The following is a 25,754-nucleotide window of genomic DNA, read 5'->3' as shown; positions in this document are numbered from 1 at the left end:
GGGGCACTCGGCCCGCCGGGAGCACACCGGCGCGGACACCCGCACCGGGATTCAGGCCGCGACAGGCACCGCGGCCAGCAGCCCGCGCCGCATCCGCGTGAACGGGCGCGGCCGGTCCACCGCGAGGACCGCCGTGGTGTGCCCCTCCCGCTCGTACGCGGCGAGGAAACTGCCTTCCTCCGGTGAGCCTTCGACGAGGCGCACGGTGTCGTCGGCGCGCCGCCGCCCCGCGAACTGGATGCGGGAGCCGTACTGATCGGACCAGAAGTACGGCAGCGGGCGCACGGTCTCGGCGGTGTGGCCGGCCAGCAAGTTGCGTACGGCGACGCGGGGTTGCTCCGTGGCGCTCGTCCAGTGTTCGGCGCGTGCGGCGCCGACGCGGGCGACATCGCCCACGGCGACCACGTGCGGAAGAGCGGTGACACAGCCGTCGTCGCAGAGCACGCCGTCGTCCAGGGCGAGGGTCGAGCCCGCGAGCCAGCCGGTGTTGGGGGTGGCGCCGATCCCGACGACGACCACATCGGCGGGGAGCATGCGGCCGTCGGCGAGCTCCACCGCGCGCACGGTCGCGTCGCCGTGCAGCGCGGCGACACCGGTGCCCGTCACGAGCTCCGCTCCCCCGCGCGCGTGCAGTCCGGCGCACACCGCCGCCATGTCCGCGCCCAGTTGCGGGAGCAGCGGCAGCGGGGCGGCCTCGACGACCGTCACGTCGTGCCCGAGCGCCACGCACGAGGACGCGGTCTCGGCGCCGATGAAGCCGCCGCCGATCACGACGACCCGCTGCGGCCAGGCGGCGAGGTCCGCGCGCAGGGCGCGGGCGTCGCACAGGGTGCGCAGGGTGTGCACCCCCGCCAGGGACGGACCCGGCAGGCGGCGCGCACAGGCCCCGGTCGCGATGACCACCCCGTCGCTCGCGACGGTCCTGCCGTCCTCCAGGAGCACGGTGCGGCCCCGCGCGTCCAGGGCGCGGGCGCGCACCCCGAGCAGCCATTCGGCGGCGAGTTCGTCCGTCTCCTCGGCGTCGGACAGGGCGAGTTGGTCCTCGTCGGCCTTGCCGGTGAGGAAGTCCTTGGACAGCGGCGGCCTGTCGTACGGTGGGTGCGGCTCGGCACCGATGATCACGAGCCGTCCGTCGTATCCCTGGGCGCGCAGCTCGCGCGCCGCGTAGAGCCCGGCGAGCGAGGCGCCCACCACGGTGATGGTCCTCATGCGGCGGAACCCTCCTCGGCCACGAGGTGGACGTGGATCGTGCCGTCGTCGACGCTCACCCGGTGGGTGCGCACGGCGCGGCGGGCGGGCAGGCAGGTCGGCCGCCCGGTGCGGAGATCGAATGAGGCGGCGTGGAGCGGGCATTCGACCAGACAGCCCTCGAGCCACCCCTCGGAGAGAGAGGCGTCCTGGTGGCTGCAGGTGTCGTCGATGGCGTAGATCTCGCCGTCGGCGTTGAACACCGCGATGGGCGGTGTGGTGTCGACACGGACGGATTCGCCCGCGGGGAGGTCTTCAAGGCGGCAGACGGGAATCATTGGGCCCCCCTCTTGATCTCTCTCGGCCCGGCCCTGACACCTTCTCGGCCCAGGACCCTTCGGTAACATGATGTTTCGCATGGCGCACGAGGGAGCGCTATGCGCAACAGAATCCGGTCGGAAAGCCCGCCGCGTCAAGGGCTTCCCGAAGATGCGGCTTCAACAGGCCGCGAGGTGGTGAGAGTTGAGATATGACCGGCACGCGGAAACAGCCTGATCAGAACGAGGATCCGCGCGAGAACCGACCCGATGACCAGCCCGAGTCGCGCGAGAAGCAGCCGAAGGCGGCCCCGGGATCTGTCCAGTCCGTGGACCGCGCGGTCAGCGTCCTGGAGATACTCGCCCGGCTCGGCGAGGCCGGGGTCACCGAGATCGCCGACGAGTTGGGGGTGCACAAGTCGACGGCCTTCCGGCTGCTCGGCGTCCTGGAGAACCGGGGCCTGGTGGGCCAGGCCAAGGACCGCGGGAAGTACTTCCTGGGGGCTGGCGTACTGCGCCTCGCGGGGGCGGCGGCAGTGCGTCTGGACATCTCCCAGGAGGGCGGCCCGGTCTGCCGCGACCTCGCCGACGAGCTGGGCGAGACGGTCAACATCGCGATCCTGGACGACGACGCCGCGGTCAACATCATGCAGGCCCGCGGCCCCGCCTCCGTGACCGCGCAGAACTGGCTGGGCAGGCGCACCCCGCTGCACGCCACATCGAGCGGCAAGATCCTGCTGGCCCATCTGCCGACGACGCTGCGCGAGGGCCTGATCGCGCGGACGCTGCCGCGCCTGACCGAGCACACCGTGACCGGGACGGTGGCGCTGCGCGGCGAGCTGGAGACCGTCGTCGAGCAGGGGTTCGCCATCGCCGTGGAGGAGCTGGAGGTGGGCCTTGCCGCCGTCGCCGCGCCGGTGCGCGCGCACGACGGCAAGGTGATCGGGGCGCTCAGCGCGTCGGGGCCCGTGTACCGGCTGACCGAGGACCGGCTCACCGAGCTCGCCAAGCGCACGGTCGCCGCGGCCGTGGAGCTGTCGCGGCGGATGGGCTACGGCTTCTGACGGGGCGCCACCAGACGCCTGACACGAGGGCGGAGCCAGGGATTCCTGGCTCCGCCCTCGTCGCGTTTCAGCCTGCGCCCCCGGTCGTGTGTCGATCGCGTTTCGCTGTGCCCAGGCGATTTGCCAAGGGTTAACTCCCACCCCTTGACGGCCTCTTGATGGCGTTCCCACTATGTCTCTCATAGCGCAACCCGTCGTGCAGTGCGCAACAGAAGGAGCCTGGCCGTGCCACACGAGGTCCGTGCCGTCGTCGCCATGAAAAAGGGCGCACCCGTCGAGGTGCAGACGATCGTCGTGCCAGATCCCGGACCGGGAGAGGTACTTGTCTCCGTGCAGGCCTGCGGGGTCTGCCACACGGATCTGCACTACCGGGAAGGCGCGATCAACGACGACTTCCCGTTCCTGCTCGGCCATGAGGCCGCGGGCACCATCGAGGCCATCGGCGCCGACGTCACCGATCTCGCCCCCGGCGACTATGTGGTCCTCGCCTGGCGCGCCCCCTGCGGAGCCTGCCGCTCCTGTCTGCGCGGCCGCCCCTGGTACTGCTTCGACTCACGCAACGCCGCTCGGCCCATGACCCTCCTGGACGGCACCCCCTTGAGCCCCGCCCTCGGCATCGGCGCCTTCGCCGAGAAGACCCTGGTCGCCGCGGGGCAGGCCGTGAAGGTCGACCCGGCGGCCCGCCCCGAGGCCGCCGGGCTCATCGGCTGCGGCGTGATGGCCGGCTACGGAGCCGCCGTGAACACCGGCCGGGTCGGCCGCGGCGACACCGTGGCCGTCATCGGCTGCGGCGGCGTCGGCAACGCCGCCATCGCCGGGGCATCCCTCGCCGGCGCACGCCGTGTCATCGCCGTCGACATCGACGAGGCCAAGCTCGACGGGGCGACCCGGTTCGGCGCCACGCACACCGTCAACTCCCGTGGCACGGACCCGGTCGACGCGGTCCGCGAGCTCACCGGCGGCTTCGGGGTCGACGTCGCGATCGACGCGGTCGGCACCCCGTCGACGTACAAACAGGCCTTCTACATGCGCGATCACGCGGGTGTGCTGGTCCAGGTGGGCGTGCCCGACCCCGAGATGACGATCGATCTGCCGCTGATCGACCTGTTCTCGCGCGGCGGCGCCCTCAAGTCGTCCTGGTACGGCGACTGTCTGCCGACCCGTGACTTCCCGATCCTCGTCGACCAGTACCTCAGCCGCAGGCTCGACCTCGGCGCATTCGTCTCCGAGACGATCACGCTCGACCAGGTCGAGGAGGCGTTCGGCAGGATGCACCGCGGTGAGGTCCTGCGTTCGGTGGTGGTCCTGTGAGCGGCCAGGCCCCCGCGCCTCAGCCCGACGCTCCCGCGCCCCGCGTCGTCGTCATCGGCGCCGGCATCGTCGGCTGCTCCCTGGCCGACGAGCTGACCGCCCGCGGCTGGACCGACGTCACGGTCCTCGAACAGGGTCCGCTCCCCGCCCCCGGCGGCTCCACGTCGCACGCCCCCGGCCTGGTCTTCCAGACAGGACCGTCCAAGACCCTGACCGCCTTCGCGACGTACACGGTGGAGAAGTTCGGGGCCCTGGAGGTGGACGGCCTGTCCTGCTTCAACCCCGTCGGCGGCCTCGAACTCGCCACCACGCCCGAGCGCTGGGCCGACCTGCACCGCAAGGCCGGATACGCCGCGTCCTGGGGCATCCGCGCGGAGCTCGTCGGCCCCGCCCGGTGCAAGGAGATGTGGCCGCTCCTCGACGAGAGCAAGGTCCTCGGCGGCCTGCACACCCCCGACGACGGGCTCGCCCGCGCCGTGCTCGCCTGCCGGGCGCAGATCGAGCGGGCACACGCGCGTGGCGCGCGTTTCCTCGACCGGCACACGGTCACCGGCATGGAGCAGGAGGCGGGCCGCGTCACGGGCGTCGTCACCGACCGGGGCACGTTCCCCGCCGACCACGTCGTGTCGGCGGCCGGCTTCTGGGGTCCGGTGATCGGGCGCATGGCCGGCGTGGACATACCCCTCCTCCCGCTCGCCCACCAGTACGCGAAGACCGGGCCGCTGCCCGAGCTCGCGGGCGTCAACGACCCGCGTACGGAAGCCTCGAAGCCGATCCTCCGCTTCCAGGACCGTGATCTGTACTTCCGTGAGCACACCGACCGGATCGGCATCGGCTCGTACGCCCATCGTCCGCTGCCCGTGGACGCGTTCACGGTCCCGGCGTACGACGAATCCGCGGCGATGCCGTCCTCGTTCCCCTTCACCGAGGAGGATTTCGCGCCGAGTTGGGAGGACTGCGGCTGGCTGCTGCCGTCCTTGCGCGGCACCGACGTCGCGGAGGGCTTCAACGGCGTCTTCTCCTTCACCCCGGACGGGATGCCGGTCCTCGGCGAGTCCCGTGCGCTGCGCGGCTTCTGGCTGGCCGAGGCGGTGTGGGTGACGCACTCCGCGGGCGTGGCCAAGGCGGTCGCCGAGTGGATGGTCGACGGGCGGCCCTCCGTCGACGTGCACGACTGCGACCTCACCCGCTTCGAGGACGCCCAGCGCTCCCCCGCGTACGTCGCCGAACGCGGTGCACAGCAGTTCGTGGAGGTCTACGACGTCCTGCACCCCCTGCAGCCCATGGAGCAGCCGCGGCCCCTGCGCGTCAGCCCCTTCTACGCCCGGCAGCAGGAGTTGGGCGCCGTCTTCCTGGAGGGCGGCGGCTGGGAGCGTCCGCACTGGTACGAGGCGAACGCCCCGCTCCTCGCGGACGTCGAGGTCCCCGGACGCGACGCCTGGTCGGCCCGCCACTGGTCGCCCATCGCGGCGGCGGAGGCGAGGGCGACCCGCGAGAAGGTCGCCCTCTACGACATGACTCCCCTGCGCCGCCTGGAGGTGTCAGGCCCCGGTGCGCTCGCCTTCCTGCAGCGCATGACCTCCAACAACCTGGCCAAGAAGCCCGGTGCGGTGACGTACACCCTCCTCCTGGACGAGGCGGGCGGCATCCGCTCCGACCTCACGGTGGCCCGGCTCGCCCCGGACCGCTTCCAGGTCGGCGCCAACAGCCCGGCCGACCTGGACTGGCTCCTTCGCCACGCCCCCGACGACGTGCACCTGCGGGACATCACGTCGGGCACCTGCTGCATCGGTGTCTGGGGCCCCCTCGCCCGCGACCTCGTCCAGCCGCTCACGCGCGACGACTTCTCGCACGAGGCGTTCGGCTACTTCAGGGCCAAGGAGACCTACATCGGCCAGGTGCCGGTGACGGCGATGCGCCTGAGTTACGTCGGTGAGCTGGGCTGGGAGCTCTACACGAGCGCCGACACCGGTCTTCGGCTCTGGGACACGCTCTGGGACGCGGGGCAGCGGCACGGCGTGATCGCGGCCGGTAGGTCGGCGTTCAACAGCCTGCGCCTGGAGAAGGGGTATCGCGCGTGGGGTCACGACATGACCGCCGAGCACGACCCTTACGAGGCGGGTGTCGGCTTCGCCGTCCGCATGGACCGAGGCGACTTCGTGGGCCGTGCCGCGCTCGAACGGCTCGGCTCGCCCACGCGGAAACTCACCGCGCTGCTGCTCGACGATCCGGCCGCCGTGGTCCTCGGCAAGGAGCCGGTGTACGCCGACGGGGTCAGGGCCGGGTACGTCACCAGCGCCTCGTACGGCTACACGCTGGGCCGCTGTGTCGCCTACGCGTGGCTGCCGCCCCTGGAGGCGGGCACGGGCGTGCACATCGAGTACTTCGGCGAGAAGGTCTCCGCGACGGTCGCCGAAGAACCGCTGTTCGACCCGAAGATGACCCGCATCCGCCGCTGAAGCCGCTTGAGGAGTACGCCACCGTGACGACGACCCCTGAGGCCCCGTCGGCCGCCAGCCTGATGACCACGCTGCCGGGCCACTTCTACACCGACCCGGAGATCTTCCGCCAGGAACAGGAGCGCGTCTTCGAGTCACTCTGGTTCTGCGCGGTGCGCGCCGCCGACCTCGACAAGCCCGGCGCCTTCCGCACCGTCCAGATCGGCCGCGAGAGCGTGCTTGTCACCCGCTCCCGCTCCGGAGAGCTGCGCGCGTTCCTCAACATCTGCCGCCACCGCGGCGCCCGGCTGTGCACACAGGAGTCGGGCGAGGTGCGCCGGGCCCTCCAATGCCCGTACCACGCCTGGACGTACGACCTCGACGGCAAGCTGATCGCCGCGCCGAACCTGGTGAAGATGCCCGACGTCGACCGCACCGCGTACGGCCTGGTCAAGGTCGCGCTGCGGGAGTGGCTCGGCTACGCCTGGGTGTGTCTTGCCGACGAACCGCCCTCCTTCGAGGAGAGCGTCATCGGTGCGGCCGTGGAGCGCCTGGGCGACACGGCGTCCATCGAGCACTACGGAACCGAAGGACTCGCCCTCGGAAAGCGCGTCACGTACGACGTGCGCGCCAACTGGAAGCTGATCGTCGAGAACTTCATGGAGTGCTACCACTGCGCGACCATCCACCCCGAACTGACCGACGTCCTGCCGGAGTTCGCCGACGGGTTCGCCGCCCAGTACTACGTGGGGCACGGTGCCTCGTTCGGCGAGGAGGTCAGCGGCTTCACCGTCGACGGCAGCGCGGGCTTCGACCGCCTCCCCGAGGTCGCCGAGGACCAGGACCGCCGCTACTACGCGATCACGATCAAGCCGACCGTCTTCGTCAACCTCGTCCCCGACCACGTGATCCTGCACCGGATGTTCCCGCTGGCCGAGGACCGCACGGTCGTCGAGTGCGACTGGCTGTACGCACCCGAGGTCGTCGCGTCCGGCGTCGACCTCACCAAGTCGGTGGAGCTCTTCCACCGGGTCAACGAACAGGACTTCGAGGCCTGCGAGCGCACCCAGCCCGCGATGGCGTCACGCGCCTACCGCGGGGGCGGGGTGCTCGTGCCGACCGAGCACCACATCGGGCAGTTCCATGCGTGGCTGACCGCCCGACTGGGCCATGAGTGACCGCGGGGCGCTCAAGAGGTGGCGGTGGCGGGGCGCTTGTACATGCGCGTCGCCGTGATCTCCCCGTGCACCGTCTCCTCGGCCGGGTCCTGCTGCGGCAGCCCCGGCCGCAGGTGCTCCTCGACGCTGATGTACTTCAGGCCCGCGCGCAGGTCCGCGTCGTTCCGCAGGCGGATGACCAGCGGGAACTCCGCCAGTGCCGTCGTGTCGAACAGGCCGGTGGTGTACAGCAGCTGCACGCCGAGCGCGTCCGACACGGCCCGCTGGAGCTCCAGGAGATACGTGGCGTTGGCGCGCCCGATGGGGTTGTCGAGGAAGAGCGTGCCGGCGTGCCGGTGCTTGTCGCGGCCCCGGTCGTTGCTGCGCAGGGCGGCCATCGTGCAGTACAGCGCGATGGCGGCGGTGAGCAGCTGGCCGCCGGAGAAGACGTCTCCCATCTGGCCGACCGGCACCCGCTCGGCGCGCAGCACGGCGTCCGGCTTGAGGATCTCGACGGCGATGCCGCGCGGCTCCAGGGCGGCCTGAACTCCGCGAAGGAGCAACGACATCCCGTCCCGCCGCATGTCGGAGTTCTTCTTGACCGCGGCCCGCGTGGCCTCGTCGATGACCTCGCCGAGGCGCTCCGTCAGCGTCGCCTGGTCGGGCTCCTCGAAGCGGACGCGCAGGAACTCCTGGCCCGACCACTCCCCCAGGCCCTCGGGCAGCTGCGACAAGCGCTGGGCGGAGCGGAGCGTGGCGAGCGAGGACTCCACGAGCCCGCGCAGGCGGTCCACGATGCTGTCGCGGTTGCGCTCGAGCTGCTCCAGCTCGTCGGTGAGCACGCGCAGCCGGGGCGCGAAGGCGTCGGCCCACTTCTTGGCGTGCTCCGGCAGCGCGGACGCGGGCAGTTCGCGGATCTGCTGGCGTGCGGGGGTGCGCACCTGTTCGTAGCGGGTGGAGTTCGCGTGGCGTACGAGGATGTCGCTGGCCTCGCGGACGGCGGCCTCGGCGGCGGAGAGGTCGGCGGCGCAGCCGCGCAGGGAGCGCCGGGCCTCGGACGCGGACTGGCGGGCCTCTTCGAGGCTGCCGGGGTAGGGCTCGGGCTCCTCGGCCGCCGCGGCGCCCTCGGTGTCCTGGTGCTGATCGCGAAGCAGGTCGCGCAGGAGGGCCGCCGTCTCGTCGAAGCCTCCGGCGGCGTCCTCGGTGGCACGGTGAGCCTGGAGGAGGGTGGCGTGGGCTTCCTTGGCCTGGCTCAACGCGTCGGTGTGGGCGGCCAGTTCGGTGGTCGCGGTGCGCAGGAGGGTCTGTGCCTGCTCGGCGTCGACGGGGACGAGGTCTTCGGGGAGCTCGGTGTGCGCCTCGCCGTCCTGCGGTGCGAGGCGCTCGGCCTCGCCGCGCAGCCGTCCGAGCTGCTCGCTCGCGGCGGAGGCGCGGGTCTCGATGAGCTGGACCTGGGCCTCCGCGCGCGCGGAGGCGGCCTGCCGGGACGGGCCGTCGGAGCCGTCCGTGCCCTCGAGGAGCAGGGCGGCGCGGGTGCGGACCTTGTTGCTGAGCCGGTCGAGCTCGGCGAGTGCGCCGCTCTCGTCGCTCTCGGCGCGGGCCTGTTCGGCGCGCAGGTCGGCGCCGACGCCGACCTTTTCGTAGAGCTGGGACGCGGCGCGGTAGGCCTCGCGGAGCGCGGGCAGCGAGGTCTTGGGGGCGCCTGCCTCCTCGGGCAGGTCCTCGGGAGCACCCGCGATCTCCGCGCGCTCGGCACGCAGGGCACGCGCGGTGCGGCGGGCGTCGTCGGCCGCGCGCTGGGCGGCGCGGCGGTCCTCGTCGGCGGCGCGGGCGCGGTCGAGGCAGGTCTGGGCGCGGGCCTCGGACTCGACGGCGTCGTCGGCGAGTTCGCGCAGCTTGGTCTGCCAGCCCGCGCGCTCGCGCAGCCGGAAGGCGAGGCCCGCGAGGGCGTCGGCGACGCGCCGCGCGCGCTGGGCGGCCTCCTGCCGCTCGTCACGCGCGCGTGCCGCTTCGGCCGCCGCCTCGTCGGCCTCGGCACGGGCCGTGCGGGCCTCGGCGAGCTCGGCCTCGGCCTCTTCGGCGAAGGCGCGGGCGTTGCGTGCGGCGACGGCGAGCTCTTCGATGCGCCCGGCCGGGCAGCCGCCGCGCCAGGAGGCGAGCCGCGCGGCGAGCTCGCGGTCCTTGGCGAGGCGGACGGCGAGCGCCCTGATCTCCTCGTCGCGCTGGGCCGCCCGCGCGCGCAGCGTCGTCCGCTCCTCGTCGGCGGCGTGCTCGTCGTGCATGGCGGGGTTCGGCGGTACGAGGAAGACGTCCTCGCTCTGTGCGTCCGTACCGGGGGTCGGCGCGAGGAGGGCGGCCGCGGTGCCGACGGCGACCGCGGAGCGGGGCAGCAGGGCGGCGCCCGCGAGCGCTTCGCGGGCCCGTGCGTGGGTGGCGGGGTCGGTGATGACCACGCCGTCGACCAGCTCGGGCCTGGCGGCGAGCACGCGCGCGTGGTCGGTGGGGTCGACGGCCTGCGCGAGGTAGCGCCAGCCGGGCAGTGCGGGGATGCCGTGCTCGCCGAGGAACTCGACGGTGGCCAGGACGTCGGGTCCCGGCGGAAGGAGTCCGCCGTCACCGAGGGCGCCCAGGATCCGGGAGTCGTCGGCGGCTGCGGTGCGCAGTTCGAAGAGCTGGCGCTCGGCGGAGGCGACCCCGTCCTCGAGGAGCGTGCGCAGGTCGTCGGCGCTGCGGTCCAGCTCGACGAGGGAGAGAGGGCCTTCTGCGATGGGGCGAGTGGCGGTCTCCCCGTCCATGCCGGAACTCGCGGGCCCGCGGGGGGTGTCCGGGTCCGCACCGGCCGGAGCCGCGCTGTTCCTGGGCAGCGGCACCCCGCCCAGGGAGCTCGCTCCCGGCAGGCCGAGCAGCTCGGCGAGGCGCTCGTCCTCGGCGATCGACTCCGCGGCGCGGCGTTCCGCGTCGTACGCGTGCTCGGCGGCGTCCGCCGCGTCCGAGGCGCGGGCCGCGGTGAGTTCGGCGCGGGCCTCGGCGGCGGCCGCCTCCTTGGCGTGTTCGGTGGCGCGCAGGGAGGTTTCGCGGGCGGTGTCCCAGGCGGCCGCCGCGGTCTTCTCGGCGTCGCTCGCGGCCAGCGCGGCGCGCGCCGGGTCGGCGTCCGGCGCGGTGTCGTCCAGCCAGCCCGCGCGGACCGCCTCCGCGGTCTCCTGCTCGACCTCGGCGAGGCGCTGGCGCAGGTGTCCGGCCTCGCTGCGGGCGCGCTGCGCCTCCGTCGCGGCGACGGTGGCGTCGCGGTGGGCTGCCTCGCCGGTCTCCTGGAGCGCGGCGGAGCGCTCCTCCTCTTCGTTCGCGAGGGACTCGGCGCCTTCGGCCGCGGTGTGCAGGACCCGGACGAGATCGCCCGCCGCCTTGGAGCGTGCGGCAAGGGCGGGCGCCGCGTCCCGCTCGGCCTCCAGGATCGCGGAGGCCACGCGCGCGGAGCGGTCGGCTGCGGCGCGGTGGCGCAGGACGGCTTCGGCCGCCTGCCAGGCGGCGTGCAGCTGGCGCGCGTCCGCGAGCTCGCGGCGCTGCGCGGCGGCGGCCTTCTCGGCGACGGTGAGCGCCAACGAGGCGTGCCGGAAGGCGAGTTCCGCGGAGATCAGCGCGGACCTGCCGCGTGCCTCCTCCGCCGTGGTGACGGTGTGCGCGGCGGCGGTGACCCGCTCAGAGAGCTCCCCGGCGCGGCCCCGCTCGGCGACCCCCCGCGCGGAGAGGCGGCGGGCGAGTGTCCGGGTGCGCCGCTCGGCTCCCGCGTGCACGTCACGCGCGCGTGAGCGCGTGTCGGCGGCGTCGACGATCCGCCCGAGCAGATCGACGGAGCCCGCGGTGAACTCCCGCTCGGCGATGAGTTCGGAGCGGCGGCCCAGCTTGTTGCCGAAGCCGTGCACGAGGTCGGCGAGACCGTCCGTGTCCCGTGTGTCCGTGACGGCGCGCAGCAGCAGGTCGGTGAAGTCGGAGTCCTTCTTGACCGCGAAGAGGCCCGCGGCCTCACCCTCGTCGGCGTTCATCTCCCGCTGGTATCGGAAGAGTTCGGGGTCGAGGCCCAGGTCGCCGAGGTGCTCGATCCAGCGGTCGTGGATCTCCTCCCAGTGCACTTCGAGGTGGGGGTACGCCTTGCCCGCCTCGGTCAGCGCGTCCCGGAAGCCCTTCATGGTGCGCCGACGGCCCTGCGCGCCCGACACGCCCTCCACGGACGGCCGTACGGCGGTGGACTCGGCGACCGGCAGCGAGTCCAGGCTCATCCCGGGTCCTGGCCGGAAGGAGTACCACGCCTCGGCGAACTTCCGCGGGTCGTTCGAGACCTGGCGCCCGCGCCATTCGCTGACCTTGCCGACGACGACGCACTCACCGGTCAGCGTGTGCTGCCACTCCAGCGCGACGTGCCCGCAGTCGTCCGCGAGCAGGAACTTCCGCAGCACTCCGGAGCTCGCGCCGCCCAGCGTGTTCCGGTGGCCCGGCAGCATCACCGAGAAGATCAGCTTGAGCAGGACGGACTTGCCGCCGCCGTTCTCCAGGAAGAGCACGCCCGCGGGTGCGGGGCGGCGCGGCGGCCCGGTCGGCTCCTCCTCGAAGAACTCCGCCTGTGCGGGCGCGGGGTCGGGCACCTCCGCGCCGACGCCGCGCAGGTCAAGCACGGTGTCGGCGTAGCGCGCACCGGCGGGGCCGATGGAGTAGAGGCGGACCCGGGACAGCTCGTACATGGCGGCGGACTCTCGTCGTAAGTCGTGCGGAACAGCAGGATTTTTGCGATGCGGGGTGGGTCGGGACGTCAGGAGTGGAAGGGCAGGCCCGCGTCGGCGGCCAGCTCCAGGTCGTCGGTCTCGTCGGGGGGCAACAGGGTCGCGGACCCGTCCGTGACGGGCACGACGCCGAGCTCCAGGAGCTCGGCCATGGCGGCGCCGCCCGCCATGTCGCGCACCTGGAGCTGATAGCGGGCGGTGGTGCGGTACGTGCCCCCGGAGTCGTCGCCCGTGCGCTGCAGGAACCCGGAGTCGGTGAGGAACCCGACGGCCTTGCCGATGATCCCGGTGGTCGACCCGGCGAGGCGGCGGGCGTCCTTGGTGGCGCCCGTCGAGCTGCGCCGTGCCCAGATCCGCCAGGCGGCCTCGAGGCCGGGGGTGTCGGTCTGCGGGTCGGTGTTCTCGCCCTGCTCCTCGGCGCGCTCCTCCAGGCGGTGGCAGGCCTGGCGCACGAAAGCGTCCACTCCGTTGACCGTGACCCGGCCGATGTATCCGTCGTCGGCGAGGTCCTCGGGGCGCGGGAAGGCCAGCGCGGCGACGGCGAGATGGGCGAGACCGTGCAGGAAGCGGTCGGTGGAGTCCGCGGCGGTCCTGCGCGCGTAGTCGCCCATGCGGACGGCGAACACCGAGTCCTCGGCGGCCGTCACGGCCATCCCCGCGCGCGGGGAGACCTCCAGGACGACGAGCCCGAGCCCGGCGGCGACGGCGTCGGCGAGCCGGGCGAACGGCGGGTCCTCGCGGTACCGGCGCAGCAGCTCGGCGTACTCCTGGTCGCGGGCGGGCTGGAGCTTGGGCTGGAGCCCGAAGGAGACGAGGCGCGCGGCGTCGGCGGCGTCGGCCGGGGTGACGGCGGCGGTCGCGGCGGGCGCCGCCGATGCCTCCGGCTCGACCCACGCGGTGTGCTCTGCGGGGTGCTCGGTCACGGCTTGTGCTCCTTGCGGCGGTCGTGCTGGTGAATCCTGAGAGGGGCGGGGGTGTTCACGCGGCCTCCGTCCGGCCGGCCGCCATGCCGGCGGCGTCGAGCAGTGCGGTGCCCACGATGAGGTCGGCGCCGCCGAATTCCGGGTCGTCGAGTTCGGTGCCGTCGTCCACGGCGAACAGGAGCTTCTCCTCGCCCTGGCGGTAGGCGGTGCCGACCGGCGGGCTGGCCGCGTGCACGGCGAGCAGGGCGACCAAGTACGGCAGTTCGGTGTCGCGTCGGCGGGCGTCGGCGAGCAGTCCGGACAGGCGCCGTGGCGCGTCGGCGGGCAGGTCGAGCAGCTCCATGGCACCGGCGAGCTGCTCCTCGCTGAAGCGGCTGTCGTCCGGCGTGGCGATGAGGTCGGGCTCGGGCATCTCCACGCCGAGGTGCTCACGCTCCTGCGGCGGCGTGAGCAGTATGTCGACGAGGTCGCCGACGCGGACGGAGACGGGGGTGCGCAGTCCCGTGCCGCGCGCGAAGAACGCGTTCGTCACGCGGCTCGCCTGCTCGACCGGGAGCGGCAGGAGCGGCGCGAGCAACTGGCCGTACAGATCGAGTCCGGTCTGTGAGGTGGGCGCGGCGAAGGCCTGGCGGTCCTGCTCGGCACGGAACAGGGGCCCCGCGTCCAGGAGCCGGGACTGGAGCTGGGTGTGGCGGCGGATGCAGTCCTTGACGATGTCGACCAGCTCGGCGGCGCGGCGCTTCTGCTCGGGGTCCTCGGACTCGTCGCGTGCCTTGCGGATGTTCGTCAGGATCGCGTTCTCGTGGCGATAGCGGTCGGCCACGTGGTCGAGCGCCTCCGCGATCATGTCGGGGACGGCCTGGAGCCAGTCCACCGCGCGGACGTTGCGCCGGGTGGCGTCCAGGGCTCTGCGGAGCGTCTCCGAATACTGCACCGTCCGATAGCGCGCCTGCTCGGCGGCGAGCTGGGCGTCGGCGAGGCGGCCGCGGCTGATGAGCACCTCGAGCTTCACCTCGGCGGCGATCTGGGCGCTCGTGACGTCCGTGTCGAGGGCGCCCACGAGGACGTTGACCGCCTCGTCCGTCGTACGGAGATAGACACTCCCCCCGTACCCGGGGACCTCTTCGATGAGCTTGAAGTCGTAGTCCCTGCGCACATAGGTGCCGTCGGGCGCGAACGTGCCGTACACCGCGCGGAAGCCGCGGTCGACGCTGCCGACGTTGATCAGGTTCTCCAGGACCCAGCGGGCGACGCGTTCGTGCTCGGCCACCGGGCGCCGGGGCGCCTGGGCTCCGACGCGCGGGAGCAGCCTGGCCACTATCTGCTCGTGGTCGGCGCCGGTGTCGAAGTCCATGTTCAGTGTGACGAGGTCGATGGCGGAGAGGGCCACTTCCGCCATCGCGTACACCGAATACTCGCCCGCGAGGTTGGCCTTGCGCACGTCCAGGTCGTGCAGCGGCGCCGTGCAGGCGAGCGCGCGGAGCCGCCGCGCCAGGCCCTCGTCGGCGGCCGGGCCCAGGGCGGGCCTCGGCCCCGCGCTGAGCTGGGGCGGAGCGGTGTCCGAAACGGCAGGCGAAGTCACGGTGCACAGACTAGATCCTCGGTCTGACAACGGTCGAAACGGCGCAGATCTGACAGCGCCGGCCGAGGCCCGTCCGGGGCTCAGGAGCCCGCCCGCTCGCCCTCCGCCACGCGCTGGCCGTAGGCCTCGACGAGGCCGCGCCGCGAGTCGTCCAGGTAGACCGCGAGGAGTTGCTCGGCCTGCGCGGCGTCGCCCTCCTGGAGGGTCCGCAGGATCTGCCGGTTGCGTACGAGGTACGGCTCGTGCAGCCGGCGCGGATCGTCCACCACATGGAAGGCCAGGCGCAGTTCGGCGAAGACGCTGCGCATCACCTCGTCGGTGCGGGCGCTTCCCGCGAGGGCGACCAGTTCCCGGTGGAAGTGGATGTTGGCGGTGGAGACGCCCTTCCACTTCCGCTCGCGCGCGGCGTTCGTGCCGTCCGCGACAGCGCTCGCGAGACCGTCGAGGGCGAAGGGGGGATCCCCGAGTCCGCGGACGACGGCACATTCGACAAGACGCCGGGTGCGGTAGATGTCCTCCACGTCCTCAATCGTGAGAACTCGGACAAATACCCCACGGTTGAGTTGGTGGACGAGCAGCCGTTCGTGCGTGAGGAGGCGGAAGGCCTCGCGCAGCGTGTTGCGCGAGACGCCGAGCGCACCGCCGATGCTGTCCTCCGACAGGCGCGCCCCCGGCGGGAAGTAGCCCTCCGCGATGCGGCTCCGGAGGATGTCGGAGACCCGCTCCGCGGTGCTGGTGCGCCCCAGGAGCGCACGGTCGTCGGCCAGTCCGCGTGCGTCATCCATTCCCTCAGCCATGCCCGGATTCAACCGCAGACGCAAGAACGAAACAACATGGGTATTGAGGGATCGTTCAACGATCCTCTACCTTGTCGAGCACGGCGCTGTCCCCGCCCCTGCCGAACACCCTGCCCGCACCGCACCACCCCTGCCCGCTCCGCACCCTCCGTCCCCCCTCCTGCGAGGTGCCCATGAGCACTCCCCCTCCGCCCCAGGCCCTTTCGACCGACACACCCTCCGTGGACGGCGAACCCCCCACCGACGACGGCGCCTTCGGCTGGCTGCGCGCCCTCGGCCCGCGCGGCCGCCGCGCCTTCGGCGGCGCTTTCGGCGGCTACGCCCTCGACTCCTACGACTACTTCACGCTGCCTCTGAGCATGGTCGTGATCGCCGCGTACTTCGGCCTGGACAGCGGCCAGACCGGCCTGCTCACCACGGTCACGCTGGTCGTCTCCGCGATAGGCGGCGCGATCGCCGGGGTGGTGGCGGACCGGATCGGCCGGGTCAAGGCACTGATGATCACGGTCGTCACGTACGCCGTCTTCACCGTCGCCTGCGGCTTCGCGCCCAACTACGAGACCCTGCTGGTCTTCCGCGCCCTCCAGGGCCTCGGTTTCGGCGGCGAGTGGGCGGTCGGCGCGATCCTGGTCGCCGAGTACGCCACCGCCAAGAACCGCGGCCGCACGCTCGGCGCGATCCAGAGCGCCTGGGCGATCGGCTGGGCGCTCGCGGTGATCGTCTACACCGTGGTGTTCCAGTTCGTCGACGAGGACCTCGCCTGGCGCGTGATGTTCTGGACCGGCGCGCTGCCCGCCCTGCTCGTCGTCTACGTACGACGCAATGTGCACGATGCCCCGGACGCGGCCGAGGAGCGCGAGAAGAGCGCGAACAAGGGGTCGTTCACCGCGATCTTCAAACCCGGTCTCCTGCGCATCACGCTCTTCGCGGTCCTGCTGTCCACCGGCGTGCAGGGCGGCTACTACACCCTCGCCACCTGGGTGCCCACCTACCTGAAGACCGAGCGCGGCCTCACCGTGGTCGGCACGGGCGGGTACCTCACGTTCCTGATCTCCGGGGCCTTCATCGGCTACCTGGCAGGCGGCTATCTCACCGACATCCTGGGCCGCAAGCGGAACATCACGCTCTTCGCGTTCCTCTCCGCGGCCAGCATCCTGGCGTACACGAACATCCCCGACGGGGCCAACGGCCTTCTCCTTGTGCTCGGTTTCCCGCTCGGCTTCTGTATGTCGGCCATTTTCAGCGGCTTCGGCTCGTTCCTCAGCGAGCTCTATCCGGCGGCCGTGCGCGGCACCGGGCAGGGCTTCACCTACAACACCGGGCGGGCCGTCGGCGCCGTCTTCCCCACGATGGTCGGATTCCTGGCCGACAGCTGGGGCGTGGGCGGCGCGCTGATCTTCGGGGCGATCGGCTACGCGCTCGCCGTGCTCGCCCTCCTCGGGCTGCCCGAGACACGCGGGAAGGAGCTGGTGTGAGCTCCATGACCACGGCGCTGCACAGCCCCGAGGAGGCCCGCGCGCTCTTCCGTACGGGCGCGAGCGGGACCACCGCGGGCTGGGCCGCCGGCCACACGCAGGCCAATCTGATCGCCGTGCCCGCCGACTGGGCGTACGACATGCTCCTGTTCTGCCAGCGCAACCCGAAGCCCTGCCCGGTGCTCGACGTCACGGACGCGGGATCCTGGACCACGCCCCTGGCGCCCGGCGCCGATCTGCGGACTGATCTGCCGCGCTACCGGGTGTGGGAGGACGGCGAGTTGACCGACGAGCCCACGGACGTGGTCGACCGGTGGCGCGGCGACCTGGTGTCCTTCCTCATCGGCTGCAGCTTCACCTTCGAGTGGGCGCTGTCGGAGTCCGGAGTCCCGATGCGCCATGTCGAGCAGGGTCGCAACGTCTCCATGTACGTGACCACGCGCCCCTGCCGCCCGGCGGGACGGCTGCGTGGCCCCATGGTGGTCTCCATGCGCCAGGTGCCGCCCGAGCACCTCTCGGCGGCGATCAGGGAGACCTCCCTGCTGCCCGCCGTGCACGGAAGTCCGGTGCACTGCGGCGACCCGGCGGGGCTCGGCATCGACGATCTGGACCGGCCCGACTTCGGTGATCCGGTGGCCGCCGAGCCCGGTGACATCCCGGTGTTCTGGGCGTGCGGGGTGACGCCGTAGGCCGCCGTGATGGCTTCGCGGCCGCCGTTCGCGATCACGCACGCGCCGGGCCAGATGTTCATCACCGACGCACGTGACGAGCAGTACCGGGTGGCCTGAGCGGGCCACCCGGACGGAAACAGGAGAACCACCCGCATGACCGATGCCGTGATCGATCTCAACGCCGACCTCGGTGAGGGCTTCGGCCGCTGGCGCCTGACCGACGACGAGGAGCTGCTCTCCGTCGTCACCAGCGCCAATGTGGCCTGCGGCTTCCACGCGGGCGACGCGGCCACCATGCGCCGCGTGTGCGAGCAGGCCGCCGCGCGCGGCGTGCGGATCGGCGCCCAGGTCTCGTACCGCGATCTGGCGGGCTTCGGGCGCCGCTCCATGGACGTACCGGCCGACGAGCTGGCGGCCGAAGTGGCGTACCAGATAGGCGCCCTGGAGGTCTTCGCGCGGGCGGCGGGCACGCGCGTGTCGTACGTGAAGCCGCACGGCGCGCTCTACAACCGCGTCGTGCGCGACGAGGAGCAGGCGCACGCCGTCGTCGAGGGGGTCCTGCTCGCGGATCACACGCTGCCCGTCCTCGGGCTGCCCGGATCACGCTTCCTGGAGGTGGCCGGCAAGGCAGGACTTCCCGTCGTCACCGAGGCGTTCGCGGACCGCGCGTACACCCCGCAGTGCACCCTCGTGCCACGCGGCAGCGACGGGGCCGTCATCACGGAGGCGGACGCCGTCGTCGAACGCTCCGTGGGCATGGCCCGGTTCGGGACCGTCACCGCCCAGGACGGACAGCGGATCGACGTCTCCGCGCGCTCCCTGTGCCTGCACGGCGACACCCCGGGGGCGGTGGCCCTCGCCCGTCAGGTCCGGGCGCGCCTCGCGACGGCGGGCGTCCGGGTGGAGGCCTTCGCGTGAGGGTGCTCCCGGTCGGCGACCTGGCGCTGCTCGTCGAACTCGCCGACGGCGACGAGGCGCAGGCGCTCCATGCCGAGCTGCTGCGCCGCAGGGCCGCGGGCCTCATCCGCGTACGGGAGATCGTGCCCGCGGCCCGCACGGTGCTCCTGGACGGCCTCGACGACCCGGGCCGCGTCGGCGCGGAGCTCGCCGCCCTGGAGATCCCGCCGCTGTCGGCGCGCGACGAGGACGTACGCGAGATCCCGGTCCGCTACGACGGGCCCGACCTTGCGGATGTGGCGGCGCACTGGGGTGTGCCGGTGACGGAGGTGGCACGGATCCACTCGGCGGCCGAATTCCGGGTCGCCTTCTGCGGGTTCGCACCCGGCTTCGGCTATCTCACCGGGCTGCCGGAGCACCACGAAGTGCCCCGGCGTGCCACGCCTCGCACGAGCGTCCCGGCCGGCAGCGTCGCCCTGGCGGGGCCGTACACGGGAATGTATCCGCGCTCCTCGCCCGGCGGCTGGCAGCTGATCGGCACGACGGACGCCGTCCTGTGGGACCACGCGCGCGTGCCTGCCGCGCTGCTCACCCCTGGTGTGCGGGTGCGCTTCGTGCCCATGCCGTCCGCGCCCACACACTCCGGAGCGCCCCTGTCGGAGGCACGATGACCGACCGTGCCTTCGCCGTCGTACGGGCCGGGGCGCTGACCACCGTGCAGGACCAGGGCCGCCCCGGGCACGCGCACCTCGGAGTGCCGCGCTCCGGAGCCCTCGACCCGGCCGCGGCGCGCCTCGCCAACCGCCTCGTCGGCAACCCGTCCGACGCCGCAGTCCTGGAGACCACCCTCAACGGCTGCTCGGTGCGGCCGCGTTGCGCGGTGACGGTGGCCGTCGTGGGCGCGCCCTGCCCGGTGACGGTCGACGGCCGCCCGGTGGCGTGGGGTGCGCCCGTGCGGGTACCGGCCGGTGCGCTGCTCGACGTCGGAGCGGCCGTCTCCGGAGTACGTTGCTATGTCGCGTTCGGCGGCGGAGTGAGTGTCGACCCGGTGCTCGCCAGCCGCTCCACGGACCTGCTCTCCGGGCTCGGCCCGCCGCCCCTCGCGGACGGAGCCGTGATCCCTCTGGGGCACGCCGCCGCGCCCCACGCGCGCGTGGACACCGTCCCGCACCCGGCGCCACCGCGTGAACTGATCCTGAGGGTGACGTCCGGACCGCGCGCCGACTGGTTCACCGCATCGGCCCTGCGCACGCTGACCACGCGCGCGTACCGGGTGTCCTCGGCGAGCAACCGCATCGGCCTGCGCACCGAAGGGCCTTCCCTGGAGCGGGCGTTCACCGATGAACTCCCCAGCGAGGGCATGGTCCTCGGCGCCGTGCAGGTGCCGCCGGACGGCCGGCCCGTGGTCTTCCTCGCCGACCACCCGACGACCGGGGGCTATCCCGTGATCGCGGTGGTCAGGGAGGCGGACCTGGCCGGGGCCGCGCAAGCGGTGCCGGGCACGCCGGTGCGCTTCGTCCCCGCGGGACGGCGCTGAGGCCGCCCACGGCCTCCTACGCCGCGTCCGGCTGCTCGGCCAGGCTGAGGGCGGCGAGCGCCGCCGCCACCGCGTGGGTGGCGCTCAGGTCGAGCCGGGCGCTGCTGCCCCGCACCTGGTGACGTACCTCGTCGACCGCGAGGGTGAGCAGCTGGGGCAGCAGATCGGTGCACCGGCGCGCCACCCAGCCGGTCCCCGCGGTGGCCAGCCACAGCAGGCTCGCCGACCGGGTGGGCGAGGGCAGTTGGGGCTCGCACGAGGGCGGGCTGCCCGCCGCCAGGCCACGTGCCGCGAGCAGCGCGTGGAAGCGGGCGGCGACGAGACGGTGGCCCCGCTCGCCCGGATGCAGGCGGTCCGCGCTCCACAGGGTGCGGTCGGTGACCCACTCGTCTTCCGCGAGGTGCAGGTGGACGGCGCCGTACCGCTCGGACAGGGCGTGCACGACGGCGTTGACCGCCCGTTGCCGCCGGGCGAGGGGCCGGGCCAGCGCGCCCGGGAGGCCGAGCATGGCCCCAGGGTCCGGTAGGCAGGCGGTGAGCAGGTGGGCGCCGTGCCGCGCGGCGGCGGCGTAGACCTCGTCGAGGCGTGCCGCCACGGCCTGGATGTCGAAGGTGCAGCGGAGGGTGTCGTTGACGCCGACGATCACGGAGACCAGGTCGGGCCGCAGCTTCAGCGCCTCGGGGAGCTGCCGGTTCAGCACGTCCGCGGTCTGGGAACCGCTGACGGCGAGGTTGTGGAACTCGACGGCCCCGCAGGACGGGGCGAGCAGCGCGGCCCATCCCCGCCACCCCTCCCCCACGGGATCCCCGATGCCCTCGGTGAGGGAGTCGCCCATGGCCACGAACCTCAGCGGCTTCACGAGGCACGTCCCTCGTGGGGCGCCGGCCCCCGACCGGCGCGGTCACCGAGCCCCGCATCATGCGCCCCCAAGAACGCCCCCACCGCCCCCTCCCACCCAAAGCACTCCGCACGCGCGCGTGCCGCTTCCCTCCGTGGACCTTCAGGGCGCGCGAGCAAGGTCTGCACGGCCGTCGCGAACGCCTCGCCGCTGTCCGTCGCCGCCGCGCCCGCACCGCCCACGATCTCCGGCAGCGCCGACGACGCGCTGGCCACCACCGGCGTACCGCACGCCAGCGCCTCCAGGGCCGCGAGCCCGAACGTCTCGCAGGGCCCCGGTGCCAGACAGACGTCGGCCGTGGCCTGCAGCGCCCCCAGGGCCGCGCGGTCCGCGACGTGTCCCAGGAACGTCACCGGCAACCGCCGCTCGCGCGCCCGCAGTTCCAGGCGCGTACGCAGCGGGCCGTCCCCCGCCACCACGAGCACCGCGGGCACGCCCCGGCCACGGAGCACCTCCAGGGCGTCCAGTGCCCTGCCCGGCCGCTTCTCCACGGAGAGCCTGGAGCACAGCACGAGAAGCACCTCGCCCCCTCCCGCGAAGCGGGCACGCACGCGTGGATCACGCAGCCCCGGACGGCTGGCCGCCAGGTCGACCCCTAGTGGCGCACGGACGACGTTGCGCGCCCCGATGCGGACGAACTCGCGCTCGGCCCACTCCGTGGTGCAGACGACCCGCGCGTACGCGTGCGCGGTACGGGAGTTGAGCGCGGCGGCCGCACGCAGGGCGGCCTCCTGAGGCATGCCCCAGGACCTGAGGACGCCGTCCGCCGTCTCGTGGGAGACCATCACGGAAGGGATCCTGCGGTGTCGTGCCCAGGCGCCGGTCCAGCGCAGTGTCGTGCGGTCGGACACCTCGATGCGGTCGGGCGCGAGGCGTTCGAGGAGCCGGGCCACCCTGCGGCGGTCGGTGAGGACGCGGTAGCCGCCGGTGCCGGGCAGCAGCGTGCCCGGCAGGGTCACGACACGGCCCTGGTCGGTGTCACGGACCCCGGACCGTTCGCCGGGCACGATCAGTACGGGCTCGTGCCCGGCCGCGAGGTAGCCGCGCCCCAACTCCCGCAGCGCGGTGCGCAGTCCGCCCGACGAGGGGGCGACGAAGTTGGCGAGCCGCACGATCCGAAGGGATGCGGCACGCGGCCCACCGGGCCGCACCGTGGTCTCCCTGTACAGGGCCGCCCTCATGCCGCCACCGCCGTCCGCGCGGCGAGCACCTGGCCGTAGTGGTCGACGAGCTGCTCGCCCACCGCCTCCCAGGTCCGCCCCTCGACGGCCGCGCGCCCGGCCCTCCCGTACGCGGCCCGCAGCCCCGGATCGGCGGCGAGCGCCCAGACCGCGTCACGCACCGCGAGGGCGTCCTGGGGCGCCACCAGGACTCCGGTGCGGCCGGGGACGACGAGGTCCAGCGGTCCGCCTGCGGCGGGCGCGACGACCGGCACACCGCTGGCCATGGCCTCCTGCACGGTCTGGCAGAACGTCTCGTACGGCCCGGTGTGCACGAAGAGGTCCAACGAGGCGAAGATCCGGGCCAGTTCGTCCCCGGTACGGCGCCCCAGCATGACCGCGCCGGGCAGTGCCGCCCGCACGGAACCCTCGCTGGGGCCGTCACCGACGACGACGAGGCGTACGCCCTCAAGGGAGCACACCCCGGCAAGGAGTTCGACCTGCTTCTCGGGAGCGAGACGCCCCACGTAGCCGACGAACAGCTCACCGTTCGGCGCGAGTTCACGGCGTACGGCCTCGTCCCGGAGGGCGGGCCCGAACCGGGCGGTGTCCACACCCCGCGGCCACAGCCGCACCCGTGGCACGCCGTGCGTCACGAGATCGCGCAGGGCGGCCGACGACGGGGCGAGGGTGCGGTCGGCCGCGGCGTGGACGGCGCGGATGCGCCGCCAGGCGGTGGACTCCCCCATCCCCATGTACGTACGCGCGTAGCCGCCCAGGTCCGTCTGGTAGACGGCGACGGCGGGAATGCCCAGGCGCGCGGCGGCGGCCATGCCGCGCACACCGAGGACGAAGGGGCTTGCCAGATGGACGATGTGGGCCCGGTGCGCGCTCAGCGCGGCCGACAGGCGCCGGCTGGGCAGGGCCACCCTGACCTGCGGATATCCGGGGAGGGGCAGGGAGGGGACACGGATGACGGGGCAGGGCGCACTGGCATCGGCTGCGGCGTCCGCCCCGGCCGCGGGGGCCGGGGCGATGACCAGGGGGTCGTGACCGTGCGCGGCGAGCTGCCGGGCGGTCTGCAGGGCGCAGTGCGCCACGCCGTTGACGTCGGGAGGGAAGGATTCGGTGACGATGACGACACGCATACCCGTGTTCTCGTCGTGCGGGGCGTGGTCACGTCAACGTGGATCTTTCCTCGCGAGGAACGTCCCATGAGCGTTCCGCTCCGCGCGCGCCCGCCCCGGGGCGCCTCCAGCCGTTCCGCCGCCGCGTCGACGGCGTGCCCGGCTACACCTCGGCCGCGTCGGGGCCGATCCTGCTCCGTACCGCGGTCTGTACCTCGTCCTCCTCGGCGGGGTCCGCGGCGAGCCTTCTGAGCTGGGTGACCACGCGGGCGTCGCCGGTCTCGGCGTGCCGTGCGGCGACCTCGCGGGTGGACTCCTCGCAGTCCCACAGGCATTCGACGGCGAATCCGGCGGCGAAGGAGGGATCGGTGGCGGCGAGGGCGCGGGCGGCGCGGCCGCGCAGGTGGGAGGAGGCGGTCTCGCGGTAGACGTGGCGCAGGACGGGGGCCGCGCAGGCGATGCCGAGGCGTCCGGCGCCGTCGACGAGGGTCCAGAGGGTCGGTGCGTCCGGGCCTTCGCCGCGGACGGCTTCGCGGAGGGCGGCGAGGACGAGCTTGCTGTCCTGGGCGCCGCCCCTGCAGGCGAGCACCCGTCCGGCGGCGGCGCCGAGCGCGTCGGGCCGCAGGGCCCAGCGGCGGGCCCGCTCCACGGCGGCGACGCTGCGCATCCGCTCGAAGGACTCGGCCGCGGCGTCCACGACGGCCCGTGACGGGCTCTGGACCGCGTACTCGATCAGGTCGAACACATCGGGATCATGGGCGTCCGCGAGGTAGCGCAGGGCCGTGCCGCGCGCCCCGTCGGAGCCGGTGCGGGCGGTTTCGAGGATCTCGGCGCGGTCTTCGGGCCCGGCGACGGCGCTCAGGCAGCGGGCCGCGGGCACATGCAGGACGGCACCACGTTCGAGCCCTTCCTGCGCCCAGTCGAAGACGGCCTGGACGCTCCAGCCCGGGCGTGGGCCCGATGGCCGCATCTGGCGCTGCCATCGGTCGAAGGAGCCCTGCTCCCGGGCGGTCCGCACGCGGGCGCCGACGGCCTCGCGCGGGTCCTCCTCCCACAGCCGCCAGGGCCGGGGTTCGTAGGCGTCGCGCACGGCGGCGGCCAGTTCGGCCTCGCCCTCGGCGTCCGAGGGGAATCTGGCGAGCACGGGCACGGCGAGGGCGCGCAGGCCCGCGTCGTCGTCCCGCAGCGCCAGTTCGTCCAGGGCCCAGGCCCAGTTGGCGCCGAAGGCCGCGTACCTGCGCAGCAGTTCGAGGGCATCGTGCCTGCCGTACGAGGCGAGGTGCCCCAGGACGGCGAGCGCGAGGCCGGTGCGTGAGTCGTCCGTGTCCAGGACGTCCTCGGGGTCGAAGAGGTGCCGCTCGATCTCCTCGATCCCGCCGCGGAGATCGAGGTAGAGCCGGGCGTAGTAGAGGGAGCGGTTCTCCACCTGCCAGTCGTGGCGTGGGTCGTGGAGCACGCAGGTCTCGAGGGCGGCGAGCGCCTCGGAGCGGGGGGCGGTGAGTGCGTGCAGCGTGCCGTCGCCGCGGCCCCGCTGCAGCAGGCCGAGCAGCGTACCGCTGGGCGCTATGACCGGATCGAACATGGGAAACAGCCTCACATCAAGCGTCGACGCAACCGGGAATCGTGCATTACCTGGCCGTGCGCCAACACGTCGGGCCGCCCGCCGTCTCTTGCTTGCTGTAGACCATCTTCCTCTGCCTCTCGTCGGTGGCCCGTAGGGATCCCGGACGGGAGGTCCGGGGGCGGGCCGCTCACGGTCCGCGCGGTGCGGCAACTTCTGCCCCGCCGTCGCGTCCGTGAATCACGTCGTCATGATGGCCCAGCGGTTCAGCCCGCCGCGACCACATTTCCAGCGCCCCCGTTGTTGCTGGTCAGCTACCCCGCTCAGGCCGCCCCGAACAGCTCGACCAGCTCCGTCTTGGCGAACATCTTGGCGGTGTCCACCGCCGACGGCGTGCCCGCGGCCGGATCCGCGCCCGCGTCGAGCAGCGCCCTGATCACCGCGTCCTCGCCCTTGAAGACCGCTCCGGCGAGCGGCGTCTGCCCCCGGTCGTTGGCACGGTTGGCGTCACCGCCCCGCTCCAGGAGGGCCCGGACCGCGTCCGCGTGGCCGTGGTAGGCGGCGAGCATCACGAGGGAGTCGCCGCTGTCGTTGGTGAGGTTGGCCGGAACACCTGCGTCCACGTACGCGACGAGGGCCGCGGTGTCGCCCTGGCGCGCCAGATCGAAGATCTTGGTCGCCAGCTCCACGACTTCCGGGTCGGGGACTTCGCTCATGGATCTGACCGCCTTTCGACTGCGGGGTGACGTGCGGGGTCGTACGCCGCCCAGTGCGGCCGTACGAGTGAATCGACAGGGTACTGCCCGTCCGGGCACATGACGGGGCGCACCCGCGGCAAAGATCACGCAGGGCCCAGGACGGCCTTCGAACCCCCGCTCG

The 25,754-nt window shown here is 73.3% G+C and carries 20 protein-coding genes; 9 read left to right on the top strand and 11 right to left on the bottom strand.

The features are described 5' to 3' along the window. Positions 1-51: 51 nt before the first annotated feature. Both M4V62_RS35130 and M4V62_RS35125 read right to left on the bottom strand, forming a co-directional pair. Positions 52-1,209 carry an NAD(P)/FAD-dependent oxidoreductase gene (locus M4V62_RS35130; protein WP_249591211.1) on the bottom strand — a complete coding sequence of 386 codons (1,158 nt, stop codon included), beginning with the start codon at positions 1,207-1,209 and terminating at the stop codon, positions 52-54. Further along, positions 1,206-1,526 (bottom strand): bifunctional 3-phenylpropionate/cinnamic acid dioxygenase ferredoxin subunit, encoded by a 321-nt coding sequence (locus M4V62_RS35125; protein WP_160503688.1) that lies wholly within the window; start codon positions 1,524-1,526, stop codon positions 1,206-1,208. Before M4V62_RS35125 ends, M4V62_RS35130 begins: the two co-directional genes overlap by 4 nt. Before the next feature lie 191 nt (positions 1,527-1,717). Here M4V62_RS35125 and M4V62_RS35120 point away from each other — a divergent pair, with 191 nt between their 5' ends. From M4V62_RS35120 to M4V62_RS35105, 4 genes are all read left to right on the top strand, one after another. After that, positions 1,718-2,569, top strand: a complete 852-nt coding sequence (locus tag M4V62_RS35120; protein ID WP_249591210.1) for an IclR family transcriptional regulator — start codon at positions 1,718-1,720, stop codon at positions 2,567-2,569. 225 nt (positions 2,570-2,794) lie between these two features. Then, entirely contained in the window at positions 2,795-3,880 is a 1,086-nt protein-coding gene (locus tag M4V62_RS35115) for an S-(hydroxymethyl)mycothiol dehydrogenase (protein ID WP_249591209.1), read from the top strand. After that, positions 3,877-6,339, top strand: coding sequence for a GcvT family protein (locus M4V62_RS35110; RefSeq protein WP_249591208.1), 2,463 nt, complete (start codon positions 3,877-3,879; stop codon positions 6,337-6,339). Before M4V62_RS35115 ends, M4V62_RS35110 begins: the two co-directional genes overlap by 4 nt. Positions 6,340-6,362: 23 nt before the next feature. After that, complete coding sequence (locus M4V62_RS35105) at positions 6,363-7,496, top strand: aromatic ring-hydroxylating oxygenase subunit alpha (protein ID WP_249591207.1); 1,134 nt, start codon at positions 6,363-6,365, stop codon at positions 7,494-7,496. Positions 7,497-7,507: 11 nt separating this feature from the next. Here M4V62_RS35105 and M4V62_RS35100 read toward each other — a convergent pair whose 3' ends face one another. From M4V62_RS35100 to M4V62_RS35085, 4 genes are all read right to left on the bottom strand, one after another. Continuing rightward, a complete protein-coding gene (locus M4V62_RS35100; RefSeq protein WP_249591206.1) occupies positions 7,508-12,208 on the bottom strand; it encodes a coiled-coil domain-containing protein in 4,701 nt (1,566 codons plus the stop codon). A gap of 68 nt (positions 12,209-12,276) precedes the next feature. Beyond that, on the bottom strand, positions 12,277-13,170 hold the full coding sequence (locus M4V62_RS35095) for a hypothetical protein (protein ID WP_249591205.1): 894 nt from the start codon (positions 13,168-13,170) through the stop codon (positions 12,277-12,279). 55 nt (positions 13,171-13,225) lie between these two features. Beyond that, positions 13,226-14,752 (bottom strand): hypothetical protein, encoded by a 1,527-nt coding sequence (locus M4V62_RS35090; protein ID WP_249591204.1) that lies wholly within the window; start codon positions 14,750-14,752, stop codon positions 13,226-13,228. An 80-nt stretch (positions 14,753-14,832) separates the two neighbouring features. Next, positions 14,833-15,549 (bottom strand): GntR family transcriptional regulator, encoded by a 717-nt coding sequence (locus M4V62_RS35085; protein WP_249591203.1) that lies wholly within the window; start codon positions 15,547-15,549, stop codon positions 14,833-14,835. Between the two features lie 173 nt (positions 15,550-15,722). Here M4V62_RS35085 and M4V62_RS35080 point away from each other — a divergent pair, with 173 nt between their 5' ends. From M4V62_RS35080 to M4V62_RS35060, 5 genes are all read left to right on the top strand, one after another. After that, positions 15,723-17,024 (top strand): MFS transporter, encoded by a 1,302-nt coding sequence (locus M4V62_RS35080; protein WP_249591202.1) that lies wholly within the window; start codon positions 15,723-15,725, stop codon positions 17,022-17,024. A 5-nt stretch (positions 17,025-17,029) separates the two neighbouring features. Next, positions 17,030-17,713 (top strand): putative hydro-lyase, encoded by a 684-nt coding sequence (locus M4V62_RS35075; RefSeq protein WP_425574960.1) that lies wholly within the window; start codon positions 17,030-17,032, stop codon positions 17,711-17,713. A gap of 135 nt (positions 17,714-17,848) precedes the next feature. Next, positions 17,849-18,613 (top strand): LamB/YcsF family protein, encoded by a 765-nt coding sequence (locus M4V62_RS35070; RefSeq protein ID WP_249591201.1) that lies wholly within the window; start codon positions 17,849-17,851, stop codon positions 18,611-18,613. Continuing rightward, a complete protein-coding gene (locus M4V62_RS35065) occupies positions 18,610-19,263 on the top strand; it encodes a 5-oxoprolinase subunit B family protein (RefSeq protein WP_249591200.1) in 654 nt (217 codons plus the stop codon). Before M4V62_RS35070 ends, M4V62_RS35065 begins: the two co-directional genes overlap by 4 nt. Continuing rightward, positions 19,260-20,129 carry a 5-oxoprolinase subunit C family protein gene (locus tag M4V62_RS35060; protein ID WP_249591199.1) on the top strand — a complete coding sequence of 290 codons (870 nt, stop codon included), beginning with the start codon at positions 19,260-19,262 and terminating at the stop codon, positions 20,127-20,129. Before M4V62_RS35065 ends, M4V62_RS35060 begins: the two co-directional genes overlap by 4 nt. Before the next feature lie 16 nt (positions 20,130-20,145). Here the strand turns inward: M4V62_RS35060 and M4V62_RS35055 are convergent, their stop codons facing one another. The 5 genes from M4V62_RS35055 to M4V62_RS35035 all read right to left on the bottom strand — a co-directional run bounded on the left by M4V62_RS35055 (position 20,146) and on the right by M4V62_RS35035 (position 25,591). Then, complete coding sequence (locus M4V62_RS35055) at positions 20,146-20,988, bottom strand: SGNH/GDSL hydrolase family protein (protein ID WP_249591198.1); 843 nt, start codon at positions 20,986-20,988, stop codon at positions 20,146-20,148. After that, complete coding sequence (locus M4V62_RS35050) at positions 20,985-22,208, bottom strand: glycosyltransferase (RefSeq protein WP_249591197.1); 1,224 nt, start codon at positions 22,206-22,208, stop codon at positions 20,985-20,987. The genes M4V62_RS35055 and M4V62_RS35050 overlap by 4 nt, the downstream gene beginning before the upstream one ends. Beyond that, positions 22,205-23,335: a glycosyltransferase family 4 protein gene (locus tag M4V62_RS35045; protein ID WP_249591196.1), complete on the bottom strand. Its 1,131-nt coding sequence runs from the start codon at positions 23,333-23,335 to the stop codon at positions 22,205-22,207. The genes M4V62_RS35050 and M4V62_RS35045 overlap by 4 nt, the downstream gene beginning before the upstream one ends. Positions 23,336-23,477: 142 nt before the next feature. After that, the gene (locus tag M4V62_RS35040; protein WP_249591195.1) at positions 23,478-24,896 is read right to left on the bottom strand and encodes a HEAT repeat domain-containing protein; all 1,419 of its coding nucleotides are present in this window, start codon (positions 24,894-24,896) and stop codon (positions 23,478-23,480) included. Positions 24,897-25,198: 302 nt separating this feature from the next. Then, positions 25,199-25,591 (bottom strand): ankyrin repeat domain-containing protein, encoded by a 393-nt coding sequence (locus tag M4V62_RS35035; protein ID WP_249591194.1) that lies wholly within the window; start codon positions 25,589-25,591, stop codon positions 25,199-25,201. Positions 25,592-25,754 lie beyond the last annotated feature (163 nt).

The sequence above is a fragment of the Streptomyces durmitorensis genome, from assembly GCF_023498005.1.
GTDB classification, from domain to species: Bacteria; Actinomycetota; Actinomycetes; order Streptomycetales; family Streptomycetaceae; genus Streptomyces; species Streptomyces durmitorensis.
The sequence above is the reverse complement of the archived record's forward strand: the minus strand, read 5'-3'. Positions and strand labels throughout refer to the sequence as shown.

Coding starts and splice junctions, on each gene's coding strand:
- M4V62_RS35130 (WP_249591211.1), bottom strand. CDS start 1,209: ATGAGGACCATCACCGTGGTGGGCGCCTCGCTCGCCGGGCTCTACGCG.
- M4V62_RS35125 (WP_160503688.1), bottom strand. CDS start 1,526: ATGATTCCCGTCTGCCGCCTTGAAGACCTCCCCGCGGGCGAATCCGTC.
- M4V62_RS35120 (WP_249591210.1), top strand. CDS start 1,718: ATGACCGGCACGCGGAAACAGCCTGATCAGAACGAGGATCCGCGCGAG.
- M4V62_RS35100 (WP_249591206.1), bottom strand. CDS start 12,208: ATGTACGAGCTGTCCCGGGTCCGCCTCTACTCCATCGGCCCCGCCGGT.
- M4V62_RS35085 (WP_249591203.1), bottom strand. CDS start 15,549: ATGGCTGAGGGAATGGATGACGCACGCGGACTGGCCGACGACCGTGCG.
- M4V62_RS35080 (WP_249591202.1), top strand. CDS start 15,723: ATGAGCACTCCCCCTCCGCCCCAGGCCCTTTCGACCGACACACCCTCC.
- M4V62_RS35075 (WP_425574960.1), top strand. CDS start 17,030: ATGACCACGGCGCTGCACAGCCCCGAGGAGGCCCGCGCGCTCTTCCGT.
- M4V62_RS35070 (WP_249591201.1), top strand. CDS start 17,849: ATGACCGATGCCGTGATCGATCTCAACGCCGACCTCGGTGAGGGCTTC.
- M4V62_RS35060 (WP_249591199.1), top strand. CDS start 19,260: ATGACCGACCGTGCCTTCGCCGTCGTACGGGCCGGGGCGCTGACCACC.
- M4V62_RS35050 (WP_249591197.1), bottom strand. CDS start 22,208: ATGAGGGCGGCCCTGTACAGGGAGACCACGGTGCGGCCCGGTGGGCCG.
- M4V62_RS35045 (WP_249591196.1), bottom strand. CDS start 23,335: ATGCGTGTCGTCATCGTCACCGAATCCTTCCCTCCCGACGTCAACGGC.
- M4V62_RS35040 (WP_249591195.1), bottom strand. CDS start 24,896: ATGTTCGATCCGGTCATAGCGCCCAGCGGTACGCTGCTCGGCCTGCTG.
- M4V62_RS35035 (WP_249591194.1), bottom strand. CDS start 25,591: ATGAGCGAAGTCCCCGACCCGGAAGTCGTGGAGCTGGCGACCAAGATC.